The sequence below is a fragment of the Amycolatopsis sp. NPDC043887 genome, assembly GCF_056435665.1.
The window spans coordinates 13,196-35,362 of record NZ_JBWKEB010000024.1 but is presented as its reverse complement, the minus strand read 5'-3'; the positions used below and the strand labels follow the sequence as shown (position 1 = coordinate 35,362).

The window sequence follows — 22,167 nt, the reverse complement described above, 5'->3', positions numbered from 1 at the left end:
AAAGGACAGTCAGCTCACGCCTTCCATCGCCGCCTTCGCGACGTCGCTTCCCCTGTCCGCCTCGCCCGCGACCTTCACCAGCGCCGCCGTCGCCTGATCCCGGCTCTCTTCGGCCTTCACGCGTCCCGCCGAGGCCGCGTTCACGCCGAAGAAGGCGCCCACCACGGTGCCGATCACCGTTCCCGCCGCGGTGATCACCGCCGTGACGTCGGAGGTGTTCGGGTACCGCCAGACCGCCGCGACCGCGATCACCGCGAGCGCGCTCAGCCCCGCCAGCACCGTCATGAATCCGTAGTTCTTGCTCATGGCCCGCTCCCTTCAGGCTCTTTGGCGGCTGCTTCGCCCGAACGGCGCCCATCGTTACGGCGAAAGGCCGGACTGTTATCCGCCGATGCCGAAACGGACGTCGTGTGCCGAGCCCGGCGCTACGAATTCCAGGAGCCGTGTGCCCTCTTCGGCGATCGAATCCTGATCTCGCAACGGCTTCCGCGATTCGATCGTCAGGGTCGCCCCTTTGATCGCCCAAATGGCCAGGAATTCACCATCGACGAGCAGGGTGCCCCGTCGGCCGCCGTTACCCGGTGGCAAGGGCACGCGACGGCCATCGGGGATCACTCGGACGCGGTCGGCGTGGGAGAGCAGGACGTTGTCGTACTCGGGAAGAAACCGAGTCGGCGCCGGGGTTTCCGGGTCTGGCCGCGGGGCGTCGGGAAGGTCGAACAGTTCCTTTCCCTCGGTGTCGCGGAAGGTGATCAGCCGTGGCCGGAGTCGCTCGAAGACCTCCTTGAGCCTGGTGAGCCCCGACCAGACCTGCGCGTCGCGGACGGTCGCCGGGCCGAACGCCTTCAGGTAACGCAGCACCAGGTCGTCGAGGGAGATCCCGGACGTGACCGGCTCACCGACCCACTCTTCGAGCAAGGCGAACGCGGCCGGGCCGGTCTGGCCCCACAGGCCACGCGGGGTCACGTGCGCGAGCGGGAGCAGGCTGTTGACCGCGTACGCGAGAGTCTGCGGGTCGGCGTCGGGCCATCGAGGCGCCAGCGCGGTCCGGATTTCGGCGCGTGTGCGGGGCCGTCCGGCCAGCAGTGCCCGTCCGGCTTCGGCGATCGCGGCGAGGTCGAGTCCGGCGATCTCCCGCGAGTAGTGGCCGAGGAAACCGCGCTCGACCACTGATCTGACGGTCGGCCACAGGGCGAGGCCGTCTGCGGCCGTGACCAGGTGGACCGTGCCGCGCATCAGCGTCGACCGGACGACCTCGCGGGCGGCCAGCGGTTTCGCCAGCTCGTCCACCTGGAAATCCCGCAGTCGTGACCACAGCCCGACATAGGACGAGTCGGGGGCCTGCGCCTGGAGGCCGGCCAGCCGCTCGATCGCGGTCACGGCGGGCAGATCGGCGCGATCGAGCAGGAGCTGCCTGGCCAGTGTCGCGCGGTTGAGGGCCCGTGGGCTCAGCTGGTCCATGGTCAGACGCACTTTCTCAGGAAGGAACGGAGGTCTTCGGCGAACAGACCGGGGACCTCCATCGCCGGGAAGTGGCCGCCGGTGTCGTACTCGGACCAGTGTTCCACCGGGCCGTCCTGCAGGCTCCGGATCGTGGTGTCCCCGGCGAAGACGGCGATCCCACGCGGCGGACCGGCGGGCGCCTCGCCCCAGCCGCCTTGCGACATCTGCCGGTAGACCTCCATGCCTTCGTACACGGCGTGCGCGGAGGAGGCGCCCGCGCCGGTGAACCAGTACAGGCTGACCGCGGTCAGCAGGTGGTCGCGGTCGACGGCGTCGTCCGGCAGTTCCTTGGCCGGATCGGTCCATTCGGCGAACTTCTCCACGATCCAGGCGAGCTGGCCGGTGGGGGAGTCGTTCAGCGAATAGGCAAGCGTCTGCGGCCGGGTGGCCTGCAAGTGCAGGTAGCCGAGGCCGTCGGACTGGAACCGGTTGAAGCGTTCGCCGCGCTCGCGGTCCTTGTCGTCGAGGCCGTCCAGGTCGACCGCGGGTCCGAAGGGCATCCCCGCGCTCGTCCCGGTGAGGTGCACGCCGACCACACGGTGCGGGGCAATCATCGACAGGATGCCTGCGACCCCGGCGCCCGCGTCCGTGCCGTGGACGCCGAAGCGCTCGTAGCCGAGGCGGTCCATCAGCGTGGTCCATGCCTGGGCGACGCGGAACAGGTTGCCCCAGCCGGGGCCGCTCACCGGGTTCGAGAACCCGTAACCGGGCAGGGACGGGATGACCAGGTGGAACTCCTCGGTGAGCTCCTCGACGACCCGCCGGAATTCGAACGGCGAGCTGGGCCAGCCGTGCGTGAGGAGCACCGGCAGCGCGTCCGGGGCGGTCGAGCGGATGTGCAGGAAGTGGATGGTCTGGCCGTCGATCTCGGTGGTGAACTGCGGGAACTCGTTCAGCTCGGCTTCCTGGGCGCGCCAGTCGAAGCCGTCGGCCCAGTACTCGGCCAATCCCTTGAGGTAGGCGACCGGGACGCCTCTGCTCCAGTCGCCGGTGACCTCGCGGGGCCAGCGGGTGCGGTGCAGGCGGTCCTTGAGGTCGTCGAGTTCGGCCTGGTCGATGGCGAGGCGGAAGGGCTTGATTTCGGTCATGGGGCTAGATTAGGAACGATTGCGGAAAGGTTCGTTCCGCGATTGCGGACAAGGTGGAATCCATGGCGGAAACTTCGGCGAGACTGCTGCGACTCCTGTCGTTGCTGCAGGCCAGGCGTAATTGGACGGGGCCGGAACTGGCGGACCGGCTCGACGTCACCACCAGGACCATCCGGAACGACATCGAGCGGCTTCGCGGCCTGGGCTATCCGGTCGACGCCACTCCCGGCGTCTCCGGTGGCTACAGCCTGGGCGCCGGCGCGGCGATGCCCCCACTGCTGCTCGACGACGAAGAGGCCGTCGCGGTGGCGATGGGCCTGCGCACGGCCGCGGGCGGCACGATCGCTGGGATCGAGGAGACGTCGGTGCGCGCGCTGGCGAAACTGGAGCAGGTGCTGCCGTCGCGGCTACGGCACCGAGTCGCGGCGCTGAATTCCGCGACGCTCGCGGTGCAGGGCGGAGGGCCCACGGTCGACGCCGAGGTGCTCGCGGCCATCGCTGCCGCCTGTCGTGACCGCGAGACCCTGCGCTTCGACTACGTGGGGCACAGCGGATCCGAGACACGAAGGCAGATCGAGCCGCACCGCGTCGTGCACATGAGCCGCCGGTGGTACCTCGTCGGCTGGGATGTCGACAAGCAGGACTGGCGCACGTTCCGCGCCGATCGGGTGCGGCCGCGGATGCCCAACGGCCGACGGTTCGAGGAACGCGAACCACCCGAAGGCGGCGTGGTCGCCTACCTCCAACGTGGCGTCGGCGCCGCGTTGTGGCGGCACCACGCGACGATCCGGCTGCACGCCCCGGCCGCCGAGGCCGCGGCGAAGGTGCCGCCCGCCGTCGTCGTCGAAGCCGTCGACGAGCGGACCTGCTTGCTCAAAGCCGGCGCGGACACGCTGGAGTACCTGGCGCTCTACCTGGGCCTGCTCGACAGCGACTTCGAGGTCGTCGACTCCCCGGAATTCGCCGGGCACCTGCGCAAACTGATCGGCCGGTTCAGTCGTGCGGTGGATGCTTGACGTCGAAGACCAGTTCCGGGCGCTCCCAGGTGATCTTCGGCGGGCTGGGCGGTACGACGCCGACGCGGCGGGCGCCCATCCGCTCGTAGAACCCGGCCGCCGGCGGATGGGAGACGACGCGGAGCTCGGTCATGCCGAGGTCCGCGGCCTGCCCGAGCATGTGCTCGATCAGCCACGCGCCGATGCCCGTGCCCTGAGCCGAATCGGCGACGAACAGCAGGTCCAGCTCGGCCGGGTACTCGATCAGGCTGTAGAAGCCCACCACATCCCGCTGCGCGTGGGCGACGAACGCGGGATGGGTGGCGAGGTAGTCCTCCGTGACCTGGTAGTTCTCGAGGATCGACGCGTACTCCCCTTGGTAGGCGGCCGATTCGTGCATCAGCGCCGTCAGCCTGCCGGCGTCGGAAGCGCTTGCCCTGGAGATGCGGTAGCTCGTCACGAGCGCAGCTTAGAACTTCACACCGACAATTCTTGACCTCCAGCTATCTGGAGGTATGAGGCTGGGTTCCGACAGCAGGGACGAACTGGAGGTACAAGATGAAAGCGGCCGCGTTCACGGAAGCCGGTGGCCCGGAAGTGCTCCGGGTGCTGGAGCTGGAGGAGCCGCACGCCGGGGCGGGGGAAGTCCGGGTGCGGGTGAAGGCGGCGGGGGTGCAGCCGTACGACGCGGCCGTGCGGGCGGGATGGGAACCCGCGGGGCTCGAGCTGCGTTGGCCGCGTGTCCCCGGGAACGAGTTCGCCGGGGTCGTCGACGAGGTCGGTTCCGGGGTTACCGGCCTCGTCGCGGGGGCCGAGGTGCTCGGCTTCACCGCCGTGCAGGCATACGCCGAGTACATCGTGGTGCCCGCGGAGAACGTCACGCCGAAGCCGGCGGAGATGCCGTGGGAGGTCGCGGGCGGGTTCACGGCGGGGACCCAGACGGCGTATCTGGCGCTGGACGCTCTCCGGGTCGCCCGCGGCGAGACACTGCTGATCCACGGAGCGGCGGGCGCGGTGGGCACGGCAGCCGTCCAGCTCGCCGGGCTGCGCGGGGCGAAGGTGATCGGGACGGCGAGCGAGGCGAACCAGGACTACGTCCGTTCGCTCGGCGCCGAACCGGTGGTTTACGGCGACGGCCTCGCGGACCGGGTGCGTGGCCTCGCGCCGTCCGGCATCGACGCGGCGCTGGACGGCGCGGGCGGGGAAGCCTTCGACCTTTCCCTGGAGCTGGTCGGGAATCCGGACCGCGTGCTCACCCTGGTCGAGCACGGGCGCGCGCCCGAGGCCGGGGCGCGAGTGGTCACCGGGACGCGGTCGGCCGAGCGGCTGGGGATGCTGGCGTCGTCGTACGTCAAGGGGGAGTTGCGATTCCTCGTCCGGCGGACGTATCCGTTCACCGAAGCCGCGGCGGCGCACCGGGAGATCGAGACCGGGCACGGGCGGGGCAAGGTCGTGCTGACCTTCCCGTAGAGACCTCGTGAGTGGTAAGGACGGTTAGAGCCAACGGTGTCTTGCGTACCTACCGGAGGTGACTGCCGGTCGATCGCGGGTCCGTGAAGGCCTCCTTCCCTACGCTCAAGGTAGGGAAGGAGGCCTTCACGGACACCAGAACGCCGGCAACGGCACGTTCAGGCTGGTCCAGGTCCCCTCGTGAGTGGTAAGGACGGCTAGAACGACCCGAAACACTCACGAGCCCCAAGATCCCCGCAGCTTCCTCACCACTCCGCGCACCACGAGCGGCGTCACGATCGCCACGAAGAGCACCAGCGCCGCCCAGCCCCCGAAGCCGCCGAACCCGCCTTCGTCGTAGGCCGCCGGTGCGGCTTCCCGCCAGTTCTTCGAGCCGCCGCCCGCCGATTCCTCGTCGGGGCTCGCCGTCGCGGTCGCGGTCTTGTCGCCGGTGGCCGGACCGTTGGCGGGCCCCGCCGACTTGCTCGGCCCACCCGCACCCGGCCCGGCCGCGGGTTTGCCGTTCGGGGCGATGATCCCGGCGGTCACCAGCGGGTCGGGCGGGCTGGTGGCGCCCGCGCCGAGACTGCCGCGGAAGGTCGGGTTGGCGCAGTTGCCCGCGTTCAGCTGTTTCGGCGGCTGCCCGGTGAGCCGCGCGTTGGAGTTCATGATCTCCTGCGACAGGTTCGGCGGCAGCGGCGAGTAGCCGATACGGGCCATGTTGATCTGGCCGTCGCAGGCCACGTGTTCGAGGAACGCGGTCATCGTGTCGGTCTTGCCCTGGTCGCCGTAGCCACCGCGGCAGGTGTCACGGCCGCTCGTACAGGGCATCATGATGTAGGAGTACGCCGAAATCGGGTAAGTCTTCGGGTCCGCGTTCGAGTAGACCTTGTCGAGTTTCTGGCTCAGGTCTGGGCGGAGTTCCGCGAACTTCAGCGCGGAGGCGATGTTCTCCGCGTAGGGCTGTGTGTACTGACCCGCGCCGTTCTGCACCCAAGCCGACGGCACGTTGTGGCGCTGCGCGTAGGCGAATTCGTCGTAGGCGATCGAGAACGGGATGGTCGCTTTGCCGATGGCCTGCGCGATCTGGTCCGAGTCCGCGAGCAGCCGGTACCAATCGGCGTCCGGTCCTCGTTCGGGCAGCTGGATCGGGCGCACCCCGGCGGGCAGGCTGCCCATCCCGTTGCCGACGTTGCGGGAGACGAAACGCTGGTAAGCGTCGGGTGCCGCGTGCGCGACGAAGTCGTAGAACAGTGCCGTCGTCCCGGATTGCCCGGTCCGCCCGACGAGGGTGATGGGCTGGTCCGGCAGCGACTTCCCGCCGTTGGTCGCGGTGATCGCCGGATCACTCCAGCGGGTGATTTCCCGGCTGAAGATCCGGCCGATCACCTCGCGCGTGAGGTGCAGGTAGTCGACCCGCTTGCCCGCCTGGTCGGTGACGTTGTACATGACGGCGACCGCGCCGGCGACGTCCGGAACGTACTGGTAGCCGCGGGTCTGCGCGGTCACGCCGCCACCGCCGGCCGCGAGGAGTGAGGAGACCTCGGCTTCGGTCCCGCCGAAGTCGACCGTCCGGTCGCCGTACTGGTTGACCCCGGCGGGTGAGTTGGTGGCCGAGTAGTTGACCGGGATACCCCGCGACGTCGCGCCGTTCTGCCAGTCGGTCATCGCCACACCGACGTAGCTGGACCCCGAGCCGGTGACCCTGCTGAGCGCCGCCGCGCCGGGCGCGCCCGCCACGGAGATCGAGAGCAGCAGCGCCGAGATCCCGGCCAAAGCGCCCACCCCGCGCAAGGTCGTCATCCGAACCGCCCGTTCACGTAGTCGAAGGTGCGTTCGTCCGACGGCGCGTTGAAGATCGTGTCGGTCGGACCGTGTTCGATCACCCGGCCCGGTTCGTTCTCGGCCGCGAGGAAGAACGCGCAGTGATCCGAAACCCGTTGGGCCTGCTGCATGTTGTGCGTGACGATCACGACGGTCACCTCGTGCCCGATCTCGGCGATCGTCTGCTCGATCCGCCGGGTGGACGTCGGGTCGAGGGCCGAGCAGGGTTCGTCCATCAGGAGCACGTTCGGCTGGACCGCGAGCGAACGGGCGATGCAGAGCCGTTGCTGCTGCCCGCCGGACAGGGCGCCGCCGGGCGAGCTCAGCCGGTCGCGGACCTCACGCCACAGCCCGGCGCGTTCGAGACTCTGTTCCACGAGCGCGTTCTTGTCGTCGCATTTGACCCCGGCGAGTTTCAGCCCGGCGAGCACGTTGTCCCGGATGGACATCGCCGGGAACGGGTTCGGCTTCTGGAACACCATGCCGATGCGCAGCCGGACCTGCTGCGGCCGGGTTCCGTCGGCGTAGATGTCCTGGCCGTCCAACAGGACTTCACCGGTCAGCGAAGCGGACGGGACGAGCTCGTGCATCCGGTTGAGGATGCGCAGGAAGGTCGACTTGCCGCAGCCCGACGGACCGATCAGCGCCGTCACCTCTTTGGCTGGCATCCGCAGCGACACGCCTTCGAGGACCAGCCGGTCGCCGAACCAGGCGCCGATCTCGCGCGACTCGAGTTCCGCCGCACCGGGCGGCGGGCCACCGGTCAAGGTGACCTGAGGCCTGCCGTCCACAGTGGACAAATCGATGGTGTCGGTCACCGGTTCTCCTTCGTTCTTTTCGCCTTGCGCTTCGACCGGTCGCGTCCGACGATCCTGGCGATCGCGAACAGGCCGAAGATGAGCAGGATCAGCACGAGCGCGCCGACGTAACCGCGCTGCTGGACGTTTTCCAGCGGCTGCTTGATGAAGCGGTAGATGAACAGCGGGATGCTCTCCTGTGGAGCGGAAAACGGGTTGGCGTTCATCGCGAGCGAGCCGAACGAGGTGAACAGCAGCGGTGCCGTTTCGCCCGCCACCCTGGCGATCCCGAGGATCACAGCGGTGGTGACGCCGGTGCGCGCGGTGGGCAGGACCACCGACCACACCGTCCTGGCCCGGCTCGCGCCGAGTGCCAGCGACGCCTCGCGCAGCCCGTCCGGGACCAGCCGGAGCACCACGTCCACGGTCCGCGTCACCGTCGGCAGCATGACCATCGTCAGCGCCAAGGTGGCCATCAAACCGTTGTAGCTGAACAGTCCCACCCCCGCCTGGATCCCGGGGATGATCAGCGCCGCGTAGATGAACAGACCGGCCACGATGGACGGGAGCCCGCTCATCGCGTCGACCATGATCCGCACCGGGCGGCGGAACCTCGACCGGGTCTCGTTCAGGAAGATCGCGGTGAGCACGCCCAGCGGAACGACGAACACCAGGGTCAGCGCGGTCTGCTGAAGGGTGCCGACGACCGCGTGCAGACCGCCGGTCGCGGTGACCGGATCGGTCGGCGCGACCGCGGACATGTCGTGGGTGAAGAAGCCGAGACGCAGGTACGGGGCGCCCTCGATCACGATGTAGGTCAGCAGGAACAGCAAGGGGACGAGCAGGGTGAGCGCCCCGGAGACCACGATCGTCGACACGAGCCGGTCCGACGCGGCCAGTTTGCCCAAGCGGTCGCGGGTGACGAGGTAGAGCATCGCCAGGTACAGCAGGTAGGCGACGATCAGATCCGCCAGCCAGCCGGGGGAATCCAGCAGCAGGTGCATGACGAACCAGGTGAGCAGCGTGGCCGACACCGCGCAGCCGAGCGCCGCCAGCCGGTCCTGCCGCGTGGTCTCCGACGGGCGCCGTTTGACGAGTTCGCGCGGGCCGGACGCGACCGGAGGAGTCAGTGTCGTGGTCATCAGGCATCCACTCCCGCACCCGACCGGCTCTTCGAGATGATCACCGACGCGGTGAAGTTCGTAGCGAGGGTGAAGACGAACAACACCAGGCCCGCCGCCATCAGCCCGGACAGCGAAAGGCCTGAGGCTCCGGAGTTGTTGGCGATGAACCCGGAGATGGTCGCGCCGCCGAACTGGAGGATGTGCTGCGTGATCTCCGGAACCTGGGGCAGCAGCAGGGAAACGGCGATCGTCTCGCCGAGCGCGCGGCCGAGCCCGAGCATCGAACCGCCGATGATGCCGCCCCGGCCGAAGGGCAGCATGACCGTTTTGACCATCCCCCACCGCGTACTGCCCAGAGCGAGCGCCGCTTCCTTTTCCCCGGGCGGAGTCTGCGCGAACACCTCACGGATCACCGAGGTCGTGATCGGGAGGACCATCAGGGACACCACCAGCCCGGCGATGAACATGGACTGGATGTACAGCGTGTTCTCTTTGGACGCGAACAACGGGAACCAGCCGAGGTTCTCGGTCAGCCACGTCGAAACCGGGACGATCTGCGGGCCGAGGAAGCTGAATCCCCACAGGCCGTACAACAGGCTGGGAATGGCGGCGAGCAGGTCGACGAGGCCGGTGAGGAAGCCGCGGATCCGGCCGCTGGAGTATTCGGTGATGAACAGCGCCGCGAGGATGCTCAGCGGCACGGCGACCAGGACCGCGATGAGCGCGACCACGATCGTCCCGTAGAGCAGGCCCAGGACACCGAGTACGCCGGAGGCCGGGTCGAACCGGATGGTGGTGAAGAACCCGAAACCGCTGTTGTCGAAGGCGGGCCCGGACCGGTAGACCAGGAAGAAGCCGATGACCAGGAGAATGCCCAGCATGGCCAGCCCGGCGCCGGTGGTGACCCGGCGGAACGCCCGGTCGGCCCGGGAAAGGACTTCGGTGATCGCCCGCCGCACCGGGGCTCCCGGTGAGGACGGGTCGGGCCGGGGTGGCGCGACGGTCACGAGCGGCCTTCCTTCGTATCGGTGGGCAAACGAGTTCAGGGCACACCACGTCGCCCCTCGATGCGGCCAGTATGTGGTGCCCGATACCGCGAAAGGTGTCCAAGCGGGGAACGCCCGACGGGGCGCGTGTGAATCTGTGCCGGGGCGGGTCCGGGGGCGGTTGACCCCGAACGGGCGACTCGGGGACGTTGGTTTCGGCGCGGCTCGTGATCGAGTCCCGCTCTCCGCCGTATGCCCGCGCACCTTGGGAGTCGTCCGTGTTCTTCGTCCGCGCAAGACAAGTCGGGATCTTGCTGATCTGCGGGGTGCTGATGGTCACGGGGGTGTCCGTCCCCGCGGCGCAGGCGCAAGCGCCGGCGAACCCGCCGTACACCCTCAAAACCGAGCCCGCCGATCTGTCGGCGGCCCGGAACGGCGACCCGGTGCGGATCACGGTGTCGGGATTGGCGAGCGGTGCGCAGGCGTCACTGAGAGTCTGCCCCAAGAGCTTGCCGGACAATCTGATCAAGGTCGCCGGTAAACCGCCTTGGGCGCGGGACAGCAGCGTCAGCGCGCGCGTCCGGGCCTACTGCGGAGAGCTGAAGGACGAATTCATCGCGAACGCGGCGCATATGGACAGTGCCACGGGCCGCCGGAGCAGCAGAACCGGCGACATCGTCATCGACACCCAGATCCCGCTCGGTTCCTCCACCCCGAAACCGATCATCTGGGACCCGCTGTACACCACCTTCAACAAGAACGCCGAAGGCCAGCCGGACAAGCCGCCCACGGTTTCCTGGGCGGCCAATCCCGACGTCGTCGATCCGGCGACCGGTGCGAAGACCCGCAACAAGTATTCGTTCCGGTGCGACGAGAACAATCCCTGTTCGGTCGCGGTCACGATCACCGCGAAGAACGCGGACGGCGCGTTCGTGACCTGGATCGACAGCTCGATCGAATTCACTCCGTCGCAGCAGGCGATCGGCGTCGAAGGCTGTAAGGGCGCCGGTCAGAACACGCTCAGCGCCAGTATGCCGGAGCGGCTGGGCCGCACCGCGGTCGCTTGGAACCAGGCGCTCTGCGCGCCCACCCAGGCCGAGCAGCCGGCGAACATCGTGAGCGAGACGGAAAACGCCGGTCTGACCGCGTTCGACAAGGGCACCTCGGATCTCGTGATCACCGGCAGCGGAAACGCGCTCGCCCCCCAGACCGTCCGGGACCGGCAGTACATCCCGGTCGGGATCAACGCGGCCGTCGTGGCCGCGGTCGGCTGGTCGCCGACCGACACCGACGACAACGGGAGTTCGCTCAACGCGAAGTTCACCGGCACCCTGCGGTTCACCCTCGACGAAGTGGCGAACATGGTCACAAAGGGGGGACAGCAACCCGATCTGGACGGCCGGGGCGGCATTTTCCGGAACGGTACCCCGCTGGTCGGCCGTAATCCGGGGCTCGCCGCCGTCACGCGGGAGAACGAGGCGAACGCGGCCAGCGCCAGGGCCGGCGCCGAGAGCCTGGATTTCTTCGGGGTGACCGGGGAATCCGGGCCGGGCACCGTGCCGCTCGCGCTGAGCAGGGTCCTCGCCGGGGCGGCGCCGGAGGCCTGGGTGTTCCCGAAGAAGGGGACCGAGTACTTCGGTGAGCTGAACGGGAAATCGCCAGGGGTGATCTCCGATCTCAACGCGCTCGATCCCGGTGCCCGCTCGCTGCACAACGTCGACGCGAAAACCGGTCAGCTCGCCGTGCGCAAGACGGTGCAGAACGGTGTCGTGGGAACGGGATTCGTCTGCACCGGCGGCTGCATGAGCTGGGTGATCACCGATCTCGCGACGGCGAGGGCCTATGGCTGGGCGCCGGTCGCGCTCCCGGACGGCAAGGGGAACTTCGTCGCGCCGACCAGGGAAAGCCTGCAGCTGGCCGCCGATTCGATGGAGGTCGGCGCGGACGGGACCGTGCAGCCGGGCACCGTGACCAAGGACGGCGCGTACCCGCTGACCTTCGTGGAATACCTGGCGGCACCGGTCAATCCGTTGATCGACGCGACCTGCGAGCCGATGACCGAAAAGCAGGCGCAGCTGAAGGCGGTCGCCGAACTGGCGAGCGGCTACGGCCAGTCGCTGCTCCCACCGGGGATGACCCCGTTGAGCCCTGGCCTGGCGGCCACCGTTCCCGCGCGAGTGGCCAAGATCGGCACCGGGACGGTCCAAGACGCCTGTCAGGAAAGGGAAGAAGCGAAGAATCCGCCACCGGCGGGCGGGAACGGTGCAACGACGGCCGCCGATTCCTCGTTGACCGGTCCCAGCGGGGGAACGGGTTCGCCTGCCGGGACGTCGGCGACGGCGGCCGCCTCCGGTCCCGCCGCCGCGGCCGCGCCGACGCCGGAAAGCGTGCTGGCGGCCAAGAATCTCGCCGAGTCGATCGATATCCCGAAGTTCCCGGGGGCGGGCGTGCTGGGCGCGCTCATTCCCTTGGTGGCGTTGGTGATCCTGGCGACGTTGCCGTCCGCGACGGCGTACGTCGCCGCCGGACGCCCGGTGCCGAGGTGGCTGGTCGTCGCCTTGGCCGAGATCGGGGCCGCGTTCGCGATGCTTTTCGGTCTCCTGCGGCGTAAATCGGCCGGAGGGACGGCGTGAGCACCTCCGTCGAAGAACCGGAAACCCGCTTCCTGAGTTTCGGTCCGGGATGGATCGGCACCGTCCTCGCCGCTTGGCTGGTCACCACCTTGGTGGCGCTGGCCCTGGTCGTCTACGCGCTGGGGCCGATGCTCCAGGCGAGCGACCAGCGGAAGGCACTGGGCGAGATCCGCGGTGAGATCGGCCTGGCGCTGGGGGCCGGCCAAAGCCTCTTCGGTGCCGCTCCGCCCACCGAACCGGTCGAGTTCGGCAAGCCGGTCGCCGTGCTGGAGATTCCCGCGCTGAAACTGCGGCAGGTCGTCGTCGAAGGCGCGTCGAGCGGGGAAACCGCGTCCGGGCCGGGCCACGTGCCGGGGACCGCCGGTCCCGGGCAGCCGGGCAACGCCGCGATCGTGGCGCGCAACGCGGGTTACGGCGGTCCGTTCGGTTCGCTGGAGGCACTGGGGCCCGGTGACGAAATCGTCGTCGCGACGACTCAGGGCAAATCCGTCTACCGCGTGACCGAGAAGGCCACGCGCCCGCTCGACGAGGGTGCCGACTACGGCAAGACCCAGAACGATCGGCTGACCTTGGTGACCTCCGCGTCCTGGTGGCCGCTGGCCTCGCAGGAAGCGACCGTGGTGACCGCGGTCCTGGAGGGCAGGCCGTTCCGGCCCACCCCGCAGAACGGCAAGGCGGACGCGCAGGACGGGCGGACCGGCGACGGCGACGCGTGGGCGGGGCTCGTGCTGGCCTTCGGCGGATTCGTGGCGGCGGCGGCCGGGGCGACCTTCCTCTACCGCCGGTGGCGGCCGGTTTCCACCTACGTCATCACCGGGCCGGTGCTGCTCACTCTGGCGTCGCTGGCGGCTTTGGCACTTTGGCGACTGTTTCCGGCTTGGGCTTAAGAGCGATTTCGGTCTTTTCGGACCGAAATCGGTCTCACCATGTGGCGCTTCCCCCGATACCGACTTTGGTCGGTGGACTCCTCACTGATCGCTCTTTAGATTCTCCCCATTGCACCCGGTCAGGGGTAATTCATTCGGGCGACCGAAGGAATTCCTGTCACGGGCTGTGCCGGTGAAAAACAGGGAGAGAGTTCGATGAGCAGATTCAGCCGGGTGGTCACATGCTCGGTTCCGGTCGCGGTCGGTGCTTTGCTGCTGTCGACCGCGGTTTCCAGTGCCCAGCCGTCGGAAGAGGTGCGCACCCAGGCCGGGATCAGCGCACTGCAGAGCATCAAGAAGAGCCTCACCCCGGCCGAGCGCAAGCAGTCGAGCCAGCTCGTCGTCGAGAAGCGCCTCCGCGCCGACAAGGGCCTGGCCGGCAAGCTGCCCGAGTACCGGACCGGGCTGGGCGTCAGTGACGCCGGCACGGTCGCGGTGGACATCAAGGGCGCCGGACAGTCCCTGGTGGACGCCGTCAAGGCGGCGGGCGGCACCGTCCGCTACGCCTCACCCGCCGGAGCGATCCGCGCCGATCTCCCCCTGACCGCGGTGGACGCGATCGCCGGACGCGGTGACGTCGCCGAGGTCAAGGCCGCTTCCCAAGCCATGACCTGGAACGAATCCGCGCCGCAGGACCGGCGGCAGGCCGCGGCCAAGAAGACCGCCGCCGCGCTGCAGGTCGCCGAGGGCGACAAGGCGCACGGCAACGACACCGCCCGGACCAAGTACGGCGTCACCGGCGCGGGCCAGAAGGTCTGCGTGCTCTCGGACGGCATCAAGTCGCTCCAGGCGTCGCAGACCGCCGGCGAGCTCCCCGCCGTCGACGTCCTCCCCGGCCAGGCGGGCAGCGGTGACGAGGGCACCGCGATGCTGGAGATCATCCACGACATGGCGCCCGGCGCCGCGCTCGGTTTCGCGACCGCCTTCACCAGCGAGCAGAGCTTCGCCGACAACATCCGCGCCCTGCGCGCCACCGGCAAGTGCACGATCATCGTCGACGACGTCTCCTACTTCGACGAGTCGCCGTTCCAGGACGGCCCGGTCGCGCAGGCCGTCAACGACGTGACCGCGGACGGCGCGCTCTACTTCTCCTCCGCGGGGAACTCGGGCAACCTGACCGACGGCACCAGCGGCTACTACGAGGGTGACTTCCGCGGTTCCGGCAGCAAGATCTCCGGGATCACCGGGACGCCGCACGACTTCGACCCGAGCGCCACGACCCAGCTGTACAACGCGCTTTCGCCGAACTCCGTCGGCCGCTACGTCACCCTGTTCTGGTCCGACCCGTGGGGCAAGGCCACCAGCGACTACGACCTGTTCGTCCTGAACTCGTCCGGTGCGGTCGTCGCCTCCAGCGAGGGCGCGCAGAACGGCACCCAGAACCCGTACGAGATCGCCCAGGTCCCGGCCAGCGGCTCGGGCTTCAAGGTCGCCGTGGTCAAGTACAGCGGCGCCGACCGGTTCATCGCGCTCAACGTGATCCGCGGCCGCTTCGTCGCCTCCGGTGACCTGAAAGCCTTCAGCACCAACGGTGTCACCTCCGGCCACTCGGCGGCCGTCAACGCCTTCAGTGTCGCGGCCGCCCCGGCCGCCGGTGCCTTCGGCCGCGCGCTCGAAGCCGGTGACCCGGCGAACCCGGCCGGTCCGTACCCGGGTCTGTTCACCGCCGCCAGCAAGTGGGAACGGTTCACCTCGGACGGTCGCCGTCACCAGTTCTACCACCCGGACGGCTCGGTGATCACCCCCGGCAACGTGTCCTCGACCGGTGGCGCGACGCGGAACAAGCCGGACATCACCGCGGCCGACGGCGTCGCGACCTCGGTGAGCGGCTTCCAGCCGTTCTTCGGGACCTCGGCCGCCGCGCCGAGCGCCGCCGCCATCGCCGCGCTGCTGAAGCAGGGCAAGCCGACCGCGACCCAGGCGGAGATCAGGAACGCGCTCGTGTCGACCGCGATCGACCTCGGTGCCCCGGGCTTCGACCCGGTCACCGGCGCGGGCGTGATCATGACCGACCCGGCGCTCGCCGCACTGGGCGTCGCCCCCAAGTAGTCCCGTTGCGCGTGAAGGCCCCCTTCCCTCGGCTCAGCAGAGGGAAGGGGGCCTTCACGCGCTAGGAGGGTCAGGACTTGACGCAGGACAGGCCGTTCGGGCCCGAGACGGTCAGGAAGCCGTACCGCTTGATGGTGGTGGCGAGCTGGCCACCACACAGCGGGCTGGCGGTCGCGGCGGTGTCACCGGCGGCGAAGCCGACGGCGCGCTGGGCCTGGTCGTAGCTCGGCGTGCGGGTGTCGAGCACGTGGTAGACGCTGCGCGAACCCAGGAACGCCGTGGTGAAGGCCGGGGTGTAGTTGCCCGCCGAACCGGCGACCGGGGACCCGTTGAAGCCGGCGCCGGTCAGCGGGTTCACGGTGAAGCCCGCGCGCTTGTCCGCGGTCACCGCGTTGCCCTGGGCGATCCACTGCGCGATGGAGAACGGGGCGATCGCGTTGGCGCGGTCGGCGGCGAGGATCGAGTTGCCGTCGTGCTCCTGGAACCGCTTGATGGTGACCGGCTTGGTGGTGGGGTCGAAGCCGAGGACGGTGGTGGTGAAGAAGCTCAGTGTGCCGGAGCCGGTCTGGGGCAGGTAGACGACGATGGCGGCGTTGGCGCCACCGACCTGGTTCCAGTTGGTGATGGAGCCGTCGTAGATACCGCGCAGCTGCGCCAGCGTGAGGGACAGGCCCGCGCCCGAGCCGGTCGCCGAGGACGACCAGGTGACACCGTCGGTGGCGAAAGCGTAGTACTCGAACGACGCGGGGTCGGACGAGCCGCGGGGCGACGACGACCGCGCGATGTCGATCTTGCCGTCGCCCGCGTCGCCGGAGGCCTTGAGCGCGGCCTTGCCCTGGGACGAGCCGTTCGGCGGCAGGGTGGTCGTGGTGTTGTAGACGACCTCGTCGGCGTACAGGTCACCGGGAACGGTGAAGGTGCCGCCCGGCGCGAGCAGCGGCGGGATGTTGACGTGGTTGTCCGGGTCGGTGTTCCAGGCGGCGCCGTTGGCGTTGGCCAGGATCGCGCCGGTGATGTCGACGGTGGTGTCCGAGCCCGCCGCGGCCAGGACGTCTTCGAGGCCGTTGGCCGGGGCGACCGCCGAGGCGGTGCCGGTCAGGGTGAGGCAGGCACACGCGGCGATCGCGGTGGCGCCGAGAAACCGAGTGGTACGAGCACGCATCTTGTTTGCACTCTTTCTCTAGTCCCCAAGTCGTCACGGGATTCCGTGACTTGTCACAATCCTCGCTCCGCAACACTGTCCGGCGACGGTGCTTCGCGTTCCCGCCCGACGTCCTGGTGGTTAATCTCCGGGGAACGCACTTTCCGTGAGCGGTCGTCACGGAGAACGATTCGGTGAAATACCGCCGGAATCGCGACGGTATTTCCGGCGCCAATCGGCGATGGTCTCGATGCCTTCGCCGATGGACGCCTCGGTGGTGGCCGAGCGGAATCGGTCGAGGCCGCGTTGCGCCTCGATACGCCGCCCGTAGGCATGGCTGGCGATCGCGACGATGCGGTCTTCCCGATGCAGGCGCCAGCGCCAGCGTCCCCCGCTGAGATGACTGAAATCGCTGGTCAGCTCGGAAACATGGGCGCTGAGCCAGGCGATCGCGGCGAGGCATTCCTCGGCTCGCGGATAGTCGTCGGGCGCCGAACCCAGCGACACGTTGTTGCCGCCGAGCAGCCGCCATCGGATGGTCTGTTCGCCGGTCTGGACCAGCTGGAAGCGCGGATTCTTCTTCACTGTCCACCACTCCGGCGACGAAGTGAACGGTGTGAATTCCCCCTGGGCACATCCGGTGAATCGCCTCGACGCGGTGAAGGGGTTACCGATTTTCGTGAAGGCGCGACGGCCGACGGGTGAACGTTTTCCGCCGACGGCGGCGCGCTAGCCTGAACGGACGCGGGTAATCGGAAAACAATCACCGAGCCGGATCGGTCCGGCACGGTCTGCGAGGAGGTTCGATGGGCAACGGCAGGACCGCGGTCGTCACCGGGGCGGGTTCCGGGCTCGGCAGGGAGATCTCCCGCGCGTTACTCGGCGCCGGTTACCGGGTCGCCCTCGCCGGCCGCCGCGCGGACGCGCTGGTCGAGACCGCCGACGGCGACACGAACGCGCTTCCCGTACCCACCGACGTCGCCGACCCGGAGTCCGTCGCCGCGTTGTTCGAGACCGTCCGTGCGGAATGGGGGCGGCTGGATCTCCTGGTGAACAACGCGGGTGTTTCGGTGGGCGGGACCGTCGACGAACTGTCCTTCACGGACTGGAAACGCGCCGTCGACACCAACCTGACCGGGATGTTCCTGTGCGCGCAGCAGGCCGTGCGGCTGATGAAGGCGCAGGACCCGCGCGGCGGGCGGATCATCAACAACGGTTCGATCTCCGCGCACGCCCCGCGCCCCGCGTCCGTCGCCTACACCGCGACGAAACACGCGGTGACCGGGCTGACGAAGTCGATCTCCCTCGACGGGCGGGCCTGGAACGTCGCTTGTGGACAGATCGACATCGGCAACGCCGCCACCGAGATGACCCTGCGGATGGCCGACGGGATCCCGCAGGCCGACGGCAGCGTCAAGGCCGAGCCGACCTTCGACGCCCGGCACGTCGCGGACGCCGTGCTGTACATGGCCGGGCTGCCGCTGGACGCGAACGTCCAGTTCCTGACCGTCACGGCGACCGCGATGCCGTACATCGGGCGGGGTTAGCGTCAAGCCTCGTGAGTGGTAAGGACGGTTATAGAGGGGTAAGGCAAACGTGGCGTGCCGGAGTCGGCGGCAGGAGCGGGACTCGTCGAAGAGGCACCTTCCTGACTGTCCATAAGGGACGTTTTCCGAGGTGTCAGTGCCCGAGTTGAGCGATTCGCGCGGTTTGGCGAGGGGTCGTGAGTGGCAAAGAGGGTTATTGAGGGGTGAGGCAAACGTGTCGGGTGCGGTGGGCGGTCCGCTCATGGCCGCCTTCGATCGTGTCGCGAAAGCCACGTCGACGGCGTAGCGAAAGGCCCCTTCCCTACCTTCAGAGTAGGCAAGGAGGCCTTCACCACCACCCGGGTCGATCACTTTGAACTGACGGTGCGAAAGTGGCTTTCGCAACACGCCACATTTGCCTTACCCCTCAATAGAAACCCTACTTGCCACTCACGACCCCCTTGGCAAACCGGACATATGCCCTTTGGGTCGACATTTCGTCGCTGAAAAGCGTCCCTTGTGGACACTGGGAGCGCGGTCGACTCCTGTCGGCCAGTTCAGAACCACGCCGCGAAGGCCTCCTCTCTGCCCTTGACCCAGCGAAGGGGTCTTTCATCGCAGAGGCTCGATCACGCCCACAATTGACTTACCGCTCAATAGAACCGTCCTCGCCGCTCACGAGAGCGTCAGGGGATCACCTTCGCCTTCCGGAACTCGTCGAACAGCCGGAAGAACATCGCCGAGGTCTCGGTGTATTCGTGGAAACCGGCCCGCCGGGCCTTCGAGCCGTCCGCGAACATGTCGTAGTCCCAGCCGAACACGAAGTCCGCGAACGCCCACGACGACGAAACGGCGCTGTACGGCACGTCGAGGCCGTACTTCGCGGCGATCGACGTCCAGAGTTCTTCCTTGTCCGCCATGACGACGTCCAGCGACATCGGCAGCGGCGGCGCCACCTCCAGGTCGAAGTACCGCGCGATCCGCGGCCAGAGGTCGCTCCATCGGAACAGGTCTCCGTTCGCGATGTTGTACGCCTCGTTCTCCGAACCGGTGGCCCACACGGTGGCCTTCGCCAGCAGCCCGGCGTCGGTCATCTCCAGGAGGCTGTCGTACGCGCCGGGTTTGCCGGGGAAACGCAGCGGCAGGCCGAGTTCCTTCGAGATCGACGCGTAGACCGCGATGGCCAGCGCGAGGTTCATCGGGTTGCCCAGCGCGGTGCCGCCGACCACCGACGGCCGGATCGCCGACCACGTCCAGGATTTCCCGGCCTGCCGCTTCTCCAGGAACTCCTGCTGGTCCACATTGAACTCGGGCGGCATATGCCCGGCGTCGTCTTCGCGCGCCGGGGTCTTGAACGGGCCGAGGTGGGCGCCGTAGACCTTGTAGCCCTGCATGAGGCTGATGTGGCGCAGTCCGGGCGCGACGGGCTCGATCGCGTCGACGAGGTTGGTCAGCATCGCCAGGTTCGGCGCGACCAGTTCGGCCCAGGTCGGCTTGTCGACATAGGCCGCGTAGAACACGTGCGTGACGTCGTCCAGGCCGCCGAGCTTCGCGCGAGTGTCGTCCGCGTCGAGCAGGTCGACCGCGATCTGGCCCGGGCCGCCGCGGCGCGACAGGCCGATGACACGCCAGCCGGGCAGGGTCTCCAGGTGTGCGATCAGGTTCTTGCCGATGACCCCGTTGGCCCCGGCGACCAGGGCGACCTTGCGTTCTTCGTTCATGTCTTCAAGCCTGGACCCGCCATAGAGATAAGTCCAAGGCATAGATATCACCGCTCCGATAAACTCTCTTCATGACAAGCTTGCGGCAACTCGAGTACCTGGTGACCGTCGTCGACACCGGCTCGTTCACCAAGGCCGCCGAGTTGCTGCACGTGACGCAGCCCGCGCTGTCGCATCAGGTGCGCGCGCTGGAGAAGGGCGTCGGCGGCCCGCTGCTCGAACGGCTGCCGCGCAGCGTCCGGCTCACCCCGATGGGCCGCGCCATGCTGCCGCACGCCCGCGCCACCCTCGCCGACGCCGAACGCGCGCGGTGCGCGGCCCGGCAGGCGTCCGGGCTGGAGGCCGGGGAACTCCAGATCGCGACGGTCTACTCGGTCGGCATCGGGGTCCTGCCCGCGGCGTTGCGGGTCTGGCGCCGGGAGCGGCCGGAGGTCGACGTGCGGCTGGTGGAGTTCCGGCACGCGGACGAGCTCCGGGAGGCCATGGCGGCGGGGGAGGCCGACGTCGCGGTCGGCCCGGTCCCGCGGGCTTGGGAGGGGCCGGTCCGCGAAATCGGTGCCGAGGAGTTCGTCGTGGTCCTGCCGATCGACGGGCCGCGCGAGGACGACGGCACCGGCGTCGTCGATCTGGCGACCCTCGCCGACTGCGCGTGGGTGCACTACGCGCCGGGCAACGGCCTCGCCGACCTCGTCGACCAGGCGTGCGCCGCGGCGGGGTTCCAGCCGAGGGCGGCGGTCCGGACCGAACAGAGCGCGGCGGCCCCGGTACTCGCGGCGGCGGGGCTCGGTCCCGCGCTGGTCCCGGCCAACGTCCTGCCCGCAGGCTTCCACGGCCGCGTCCTGCGGCCCGAACCGGCGATCCGGCGCACGCTCGCCGCCTATTGCCGCGGCACGCCCGACCCGCTGACCTCGGCCTTCATCGACGTCGTCGCGGGCGAGTGCACGCTCGGGTCACCGCACGGAGGCACCTGACAGGTCCACCCCGCCGAACGCCGTCGCCTTGACGTCGCCCACCCTGTCCGCCCAAACGGCGTGCCCGTGCCCGGACCACAGCGGCACGACCGGGAGATCCCGGAGCAACTGGTTCTCCACCAGCCGGTAGACCTCGCCGCTCTCGCCTGCTTCGGTCTCCTCGGCCGATTTCAGCAGGTCGGCGAACCCGTCGCTCTGATATCCGGTCGCCTTCGCGAGCTCGGCCAGCACCTCCTGCGGGCTCGGCGTCATCAGGGCCACGTCGATCGCGAACGGTCCCTGTCCGGGCTCCGCGGCGAGCGGGACGCCGACCGCCGCGCCGACCTGCTCCGCGAGCGGACGCAGCCAGCTCGCCTGCGACTGTCCGAAGTGGACGGGTGTGGCCGGGAACTCCGCCTGGGACAGCAGGGATTTTCCGGCCTCGGCGTCGAACGTGCAGGGACGGCAGGTGCTGCTGCGCTCACCCGGCGCGACGGCGGGCGGCAGCAGCGATTTCGCCGGGTCCACCTGCTTGCCGAGGACGCCGGCCTCCAGCGCCGCGCGGTCGATCCCGAGCGCGAAGCCGTGCCGGACGGTCGCGTCGGAGAAGTGCTGTGCGGTCAGGGGAAACCCGAGGTAGGCGACGGTGGGCAGGGCCCACATCACGTGCCGCCGCGCGAAATCGGCGTGCATGGCTTCGTGGCGATCGCCGGGGACGAAGGTGGAGAGGTCGAGTTTCCCGGCCTTGACCTCGTCGTACTGCGCCGCCGCGTCGCCGGTCTTGAGTTCGATCACGCGCGCCTTGCCCGGCGCGTCCGCCACGCGGATCAGTTTGCCGCCCGACGGCTGCCACGGGCCGTCCAGCCGGAACGGCCCGTTGCCGACGGGACGCTGCGCGAAACCGGTCCAATCACGGGAAGTCAGTGCCGACGCGGGCAACGGGACCAGCGCGGGCGAGGAGAGCAGGGCGGGAACCTGACCGGACGCCCGGTCGAGCACGAGCCGGATGGTCAGCGGATCCGGTGCGGTGATCTCCTTGGCCCGCAAGAGATCCTTGATCACCCGCGACGCCTGCCACTGTTCCGCGCCGATCGTCTTCCAGGTGTCCACATAGGACTGCGCCGTCACCGGGGTGCCATCGTGGAACTTCCCGCCGTCCTTGAGCTTCACCGTCCACGTGATCCGATCGGAGCTGGTGAACGCTTCGGCCGCCCGCGGCGTCGACCTCCCCGTCGCCGGGTCGTAATCGGCCAGCGGCGTCCACAGCGCGCCGGCGAGCATCCGCCCGGACTGGTCGCGGACGTCCGCGGGCAGCAGGGTCGCCGGGGCGGCCAGGCCCACGCGAAGAACGTCCGGTGCGGGCGGTTCGCCGGATTCCGAGCAGCCCGCCGCGACCAGGGCGGCGGCCAGGAGTGGGACCAGAAGACGCAAGCGCATGAGGATGTCATAGCAGTC

General features: G+C 69.1%; 19 protein-coding genes. 7 read left to right on the top strand and 12 right to left on the bottom strand.

Annotation, left to right across the window (positions count from 1 at the left end; genetic code table 11):
- Window positions 1-9 precede the first annotated feature (9 nt).
- The 3 genes from AC069H_RS39070 to AC069H_RS39060 all read right to left on the bottom strand — a co-directional run bounded on the left by AC069H_RS39070 (window position 10) and on the right by AC069H_RS39060 (window position 2,591).
- Entirely contained in the window at window positions 10-306 is a 297-nt protein-coding gene (locus AC069H_RS39070; protein ID WP_340686479.1) for a hypothetical protein, read from the bottom strand.
- A 75-nt stretch (window positions 307-381) separates the two neighbouring features.
- On the bottom strand, window positions 382-1,461 hold the full coding sequence (locus AC069H_RS39065) for a winged helix DNA-binding domain-containing protein (protein ID WP_478235668.1): 1,080 nt from the start codon (window positions 1,459-1,461) through the stop codon (window positions 382-384).
- Between the two features lie 2 nt (window positions 1,462-1,463).
- Window positions 1,464-2,591 carry an epoxide hydrolase family protein gene (locus tag AC069H_RS39060; protein WP_478235667.1) on the bottom strand — a complete coding sequence of 376 codons (1,128 nt, stop codon included), beginning with the start codon at window positions 2,589-2,591 and terminating at the stop codon, window positions 1,464-1,466.
- Window positions 2,592-2,653: 62 nt separating this feature from the next.
- On the opposite strand from AC069H_RS39060, the gene AC069H_RS39055 reads away from it, so the two are divergent.
- Entirely contained in the window at window positions 2,654-3,607 is a 954-nt protein-coding gene (locus AC069H_RS39055; protein ID WP_478235666.1) for a helix-turn-helix transcriptional regulator, read from the top strand.
- On the opposite strand, the gene AC069H_RS39050 is transcribed toward AC069H_RS39055, so the two are convergent.
- Window positions 3,585-4,046 (bottom strand): GNAT family N-acetyltransferase, encoded by a 462-nt coding sequence (locus AC069H_RS39050; RefSeq protein WP_340686475.1) that lies wholly within the window; start codon window positions 4,044-4,046, stop codon window positions 3,585-3,587. The two genes, AC069H_RS39055 and AC069H_RS39050, sit on opposite strands and share 23 nt — an antisense overlap.
- A gap of 98 nt (window positions 4,047-4,144) precedes the next feature.
- Here AC069H_RS39050 and AC069H_RS39045 point away from each other — a divergent pair, with 98 nt between their 5' ends.
- Window positions 4,145-5,056 (top strand): NADP-dependent oxidoreductase, encoded by a 912-nt coding sequence (locus AC069H_RS39045; RefSeq protein WP_478235665.1) that lies wholly within the window; start codon window positions 4,145-4,147, stop codon window positions 5,054-5,056.
- A gap of 216 nt (window positions 5,057-5,272) precedes the next feature.
- Here the strand turns inward: AC069H_RS39045 and AC069H_RS39040 are convergent, their stop codons facing one another.
- Genes AC069H_RS39040 through pstC form a run of 4 tightly spaced genes read right to left on the bottom strand, consistent with a single transcriptional unit; the run spans window position 5,273 to window position 9,787 of the window.
- A complete protein-coding gene (locus AC069H_RS39040; RefSeq protein WP_478235664.1) occupies window positions 5,273-6,838 on the bottom strand; it encodes a substrate-binding domain-containing protein in 1,566 nt (521 codons plus the stop codon).
- A complete protein-coding gene (locus tag AC069H_RS39035; RefSeq protein ID WP_378440308.1) occupies window positions 6,835-7,650 on the bottom strand; it encodes a phosphate ABC transporter ATP-binding protein in 816 nt (271 codons plus the stop codon). The genes AC069H_RS39040 and AC069H_RS39035 overlap by 4 nt, the downstream gene beginning before the upstream one ends.
- A gap of 23 nt (window positions 7,651-7,673) precedes the next feature.
- Complete coding sequence (pstA, locus tag AC069H_RS39030) at window positions 7,674-8,798, bottom strand: phosphate ABC transporter permease PstA (protein WP_478226442.1); 1,125 nt, start codon at window positions 8,796-8,798, stop codon at window positions 7,674-7,676.
- A complete protein-coding gene (pstC, locus tag AC069H_RS39025; protein ID WP_478235663.1) occupies window positions 8,798-9,787 on the bottom strand; it encodes a phosphate ABC transporter permease subunit PstC in 990 nt (329 codons plus the stop codon). Before pstC ends, pstA begins: the two co-directional genes overlap by 1 nt.
- Window positions 9,788-10,044: 257 nt before the next feature.
- Here pstC and AC069H_RS39020 point away from each other — a divergent pair, with 257 nt between their 5' ends.
- The 3 genes from AC069H_RS39020 to AC069H_RS39010 all read left to right on the top strand — a co-directional run bounded on the left by AC069H_RS39020 (window position 10,045) and on the right by AC069H_RS39010 (window position 15,374).
- On the top strand, window positions 10,045-12,399 hold the full coding sequence (locus AC069H_RS39020; RefSeq protein WP_478235662.1) for a hypothetical protein: 2,355 nt from the start codon (window positions 10,045-10,047) through the stop codon (window positions 12,397-12,399).
- Window positions 12,396-13,286 (top strand): sortase, encoded by an 891-nt coding sequence (locus tag AC069H_RS39015; RefSeq protein WP_478226439.1) that lies wholly within the window; start codon window positions 12,396-12,398, stop codon window positions 13,284-13,286. Before AC069H_RS39020 ends, AC069H_RS39015 begins: the two co-directional genes overlap by 4 nt.
- A 195-nt stretch (window positions 13,287-13,481) precedes the next feature.
- Window positions 13,482-15,374, top strand: coding sequence for a S8 family peptidase (locus tag AC069H_RS39010; protein ID WP_478235661.1), 1,893 nt, complete (start codon window positions 13,482-13,484; stop codon window positions 15,372-15,374).
- A 70-nt stretch (window positions 15,375-15,444) separates the two neighbouring features.
- Here the strand turns inward: AC069H_RS39010 and AC069H_RS39005 are convergent, their stop codons facing one another.
- Window positions 15,445-16,536, bottom strand: coding sequence for a substrate-binding domain-containing protein (locus AC069H_RS39005; protein WP_478226437.1), 1,092 nt, complete (start codon window positions 16,534-16,536; stop codon window positions 15,445-15,447).
- A 156-nt stretch (window positions 16,537-16,692) separates the two neighbouring features.
- On the bottom strand, window positions 16,693-17,100 hold the full coding sequence (locus tag AC069H_RS39000) for a YegP family protein (protein WP_478226436.1): 408 nt from the start codon (window positions 17,098-17,100) through the stop codon (window positions 16,693-16,695).
- A 221-nt stretch (window positions 17,101-17,321) separates the two neighbouring features.
- Here AC069H_RS39000 and AC069H_RS38995 point away from each other — a divergent pair, with 221 nt between their 5' ends.
- Window positions 17,322-18,062 carry an SDR family oxidoreductase gene (locus AC069H_RS38995; RefSeq protein ID WP_478235660.1) on the top strand — a complete coding sequence of 247 codons (741 nt, stop codon included), beginning with the start codon at window positions 17,322-17,324 and terminating at the stop codon, window positions 18,060-18,062.
- A gap of 665 nt (window positions 18,063-18,727) precedes the next feature.
- Here AC069H_RS38995 and AC069H_RS38990 read toward each other — a convergent pair.
- Window positions 18,728-19,762: an SDR family oxidoreductase gene (locus AC069H_RS38990; protein ID WP_478235659.1), complete on the bottom strand. Its 1,035-nt coding sequence runs from the start codon at window positions 19,760-19,762 to the stop codon at window positions 18,728-18,730.
- A 71-nt stretch (window positions 19,763-19,833) separates the two neighbouring features.
- On the opposite strand from AC069H_RS38990, the gene AC069H_RS38985 reads away from it, so the two are divergent.
- On the top strand, window positions 19,834-20,733 hold the full coding sequence (locus AC069H_RS38985; RefSeq protein WP_478235658.1) for a LysR family transcriptional regulator: 900 nt from the start codon (window positions 19,834-19,836) through the stop codon (window positions 20,731-20,733).
- Here the strand turns inward: AC069H_RS38985 and AC069H_RS38980 are convergent.
- Window positions 20,713-22,149, bottom strand: coding sequence for a peptide ABC transporter substrate-binding protein (locus AC069H_RS38980; protein ID WP_478235657.1), 1,437 nt, complete (start codon window positions 22,147-22,149; stop codon window positions 20,713-20,715). The two genes, AC069H_RS38985 and AC069H_RS38980, sit on opposite strands and share 21 nt — an antisense overlap.
- Between the last annotated feature and the right edge of the window lie 18 nt (window positions 22,150-22,167).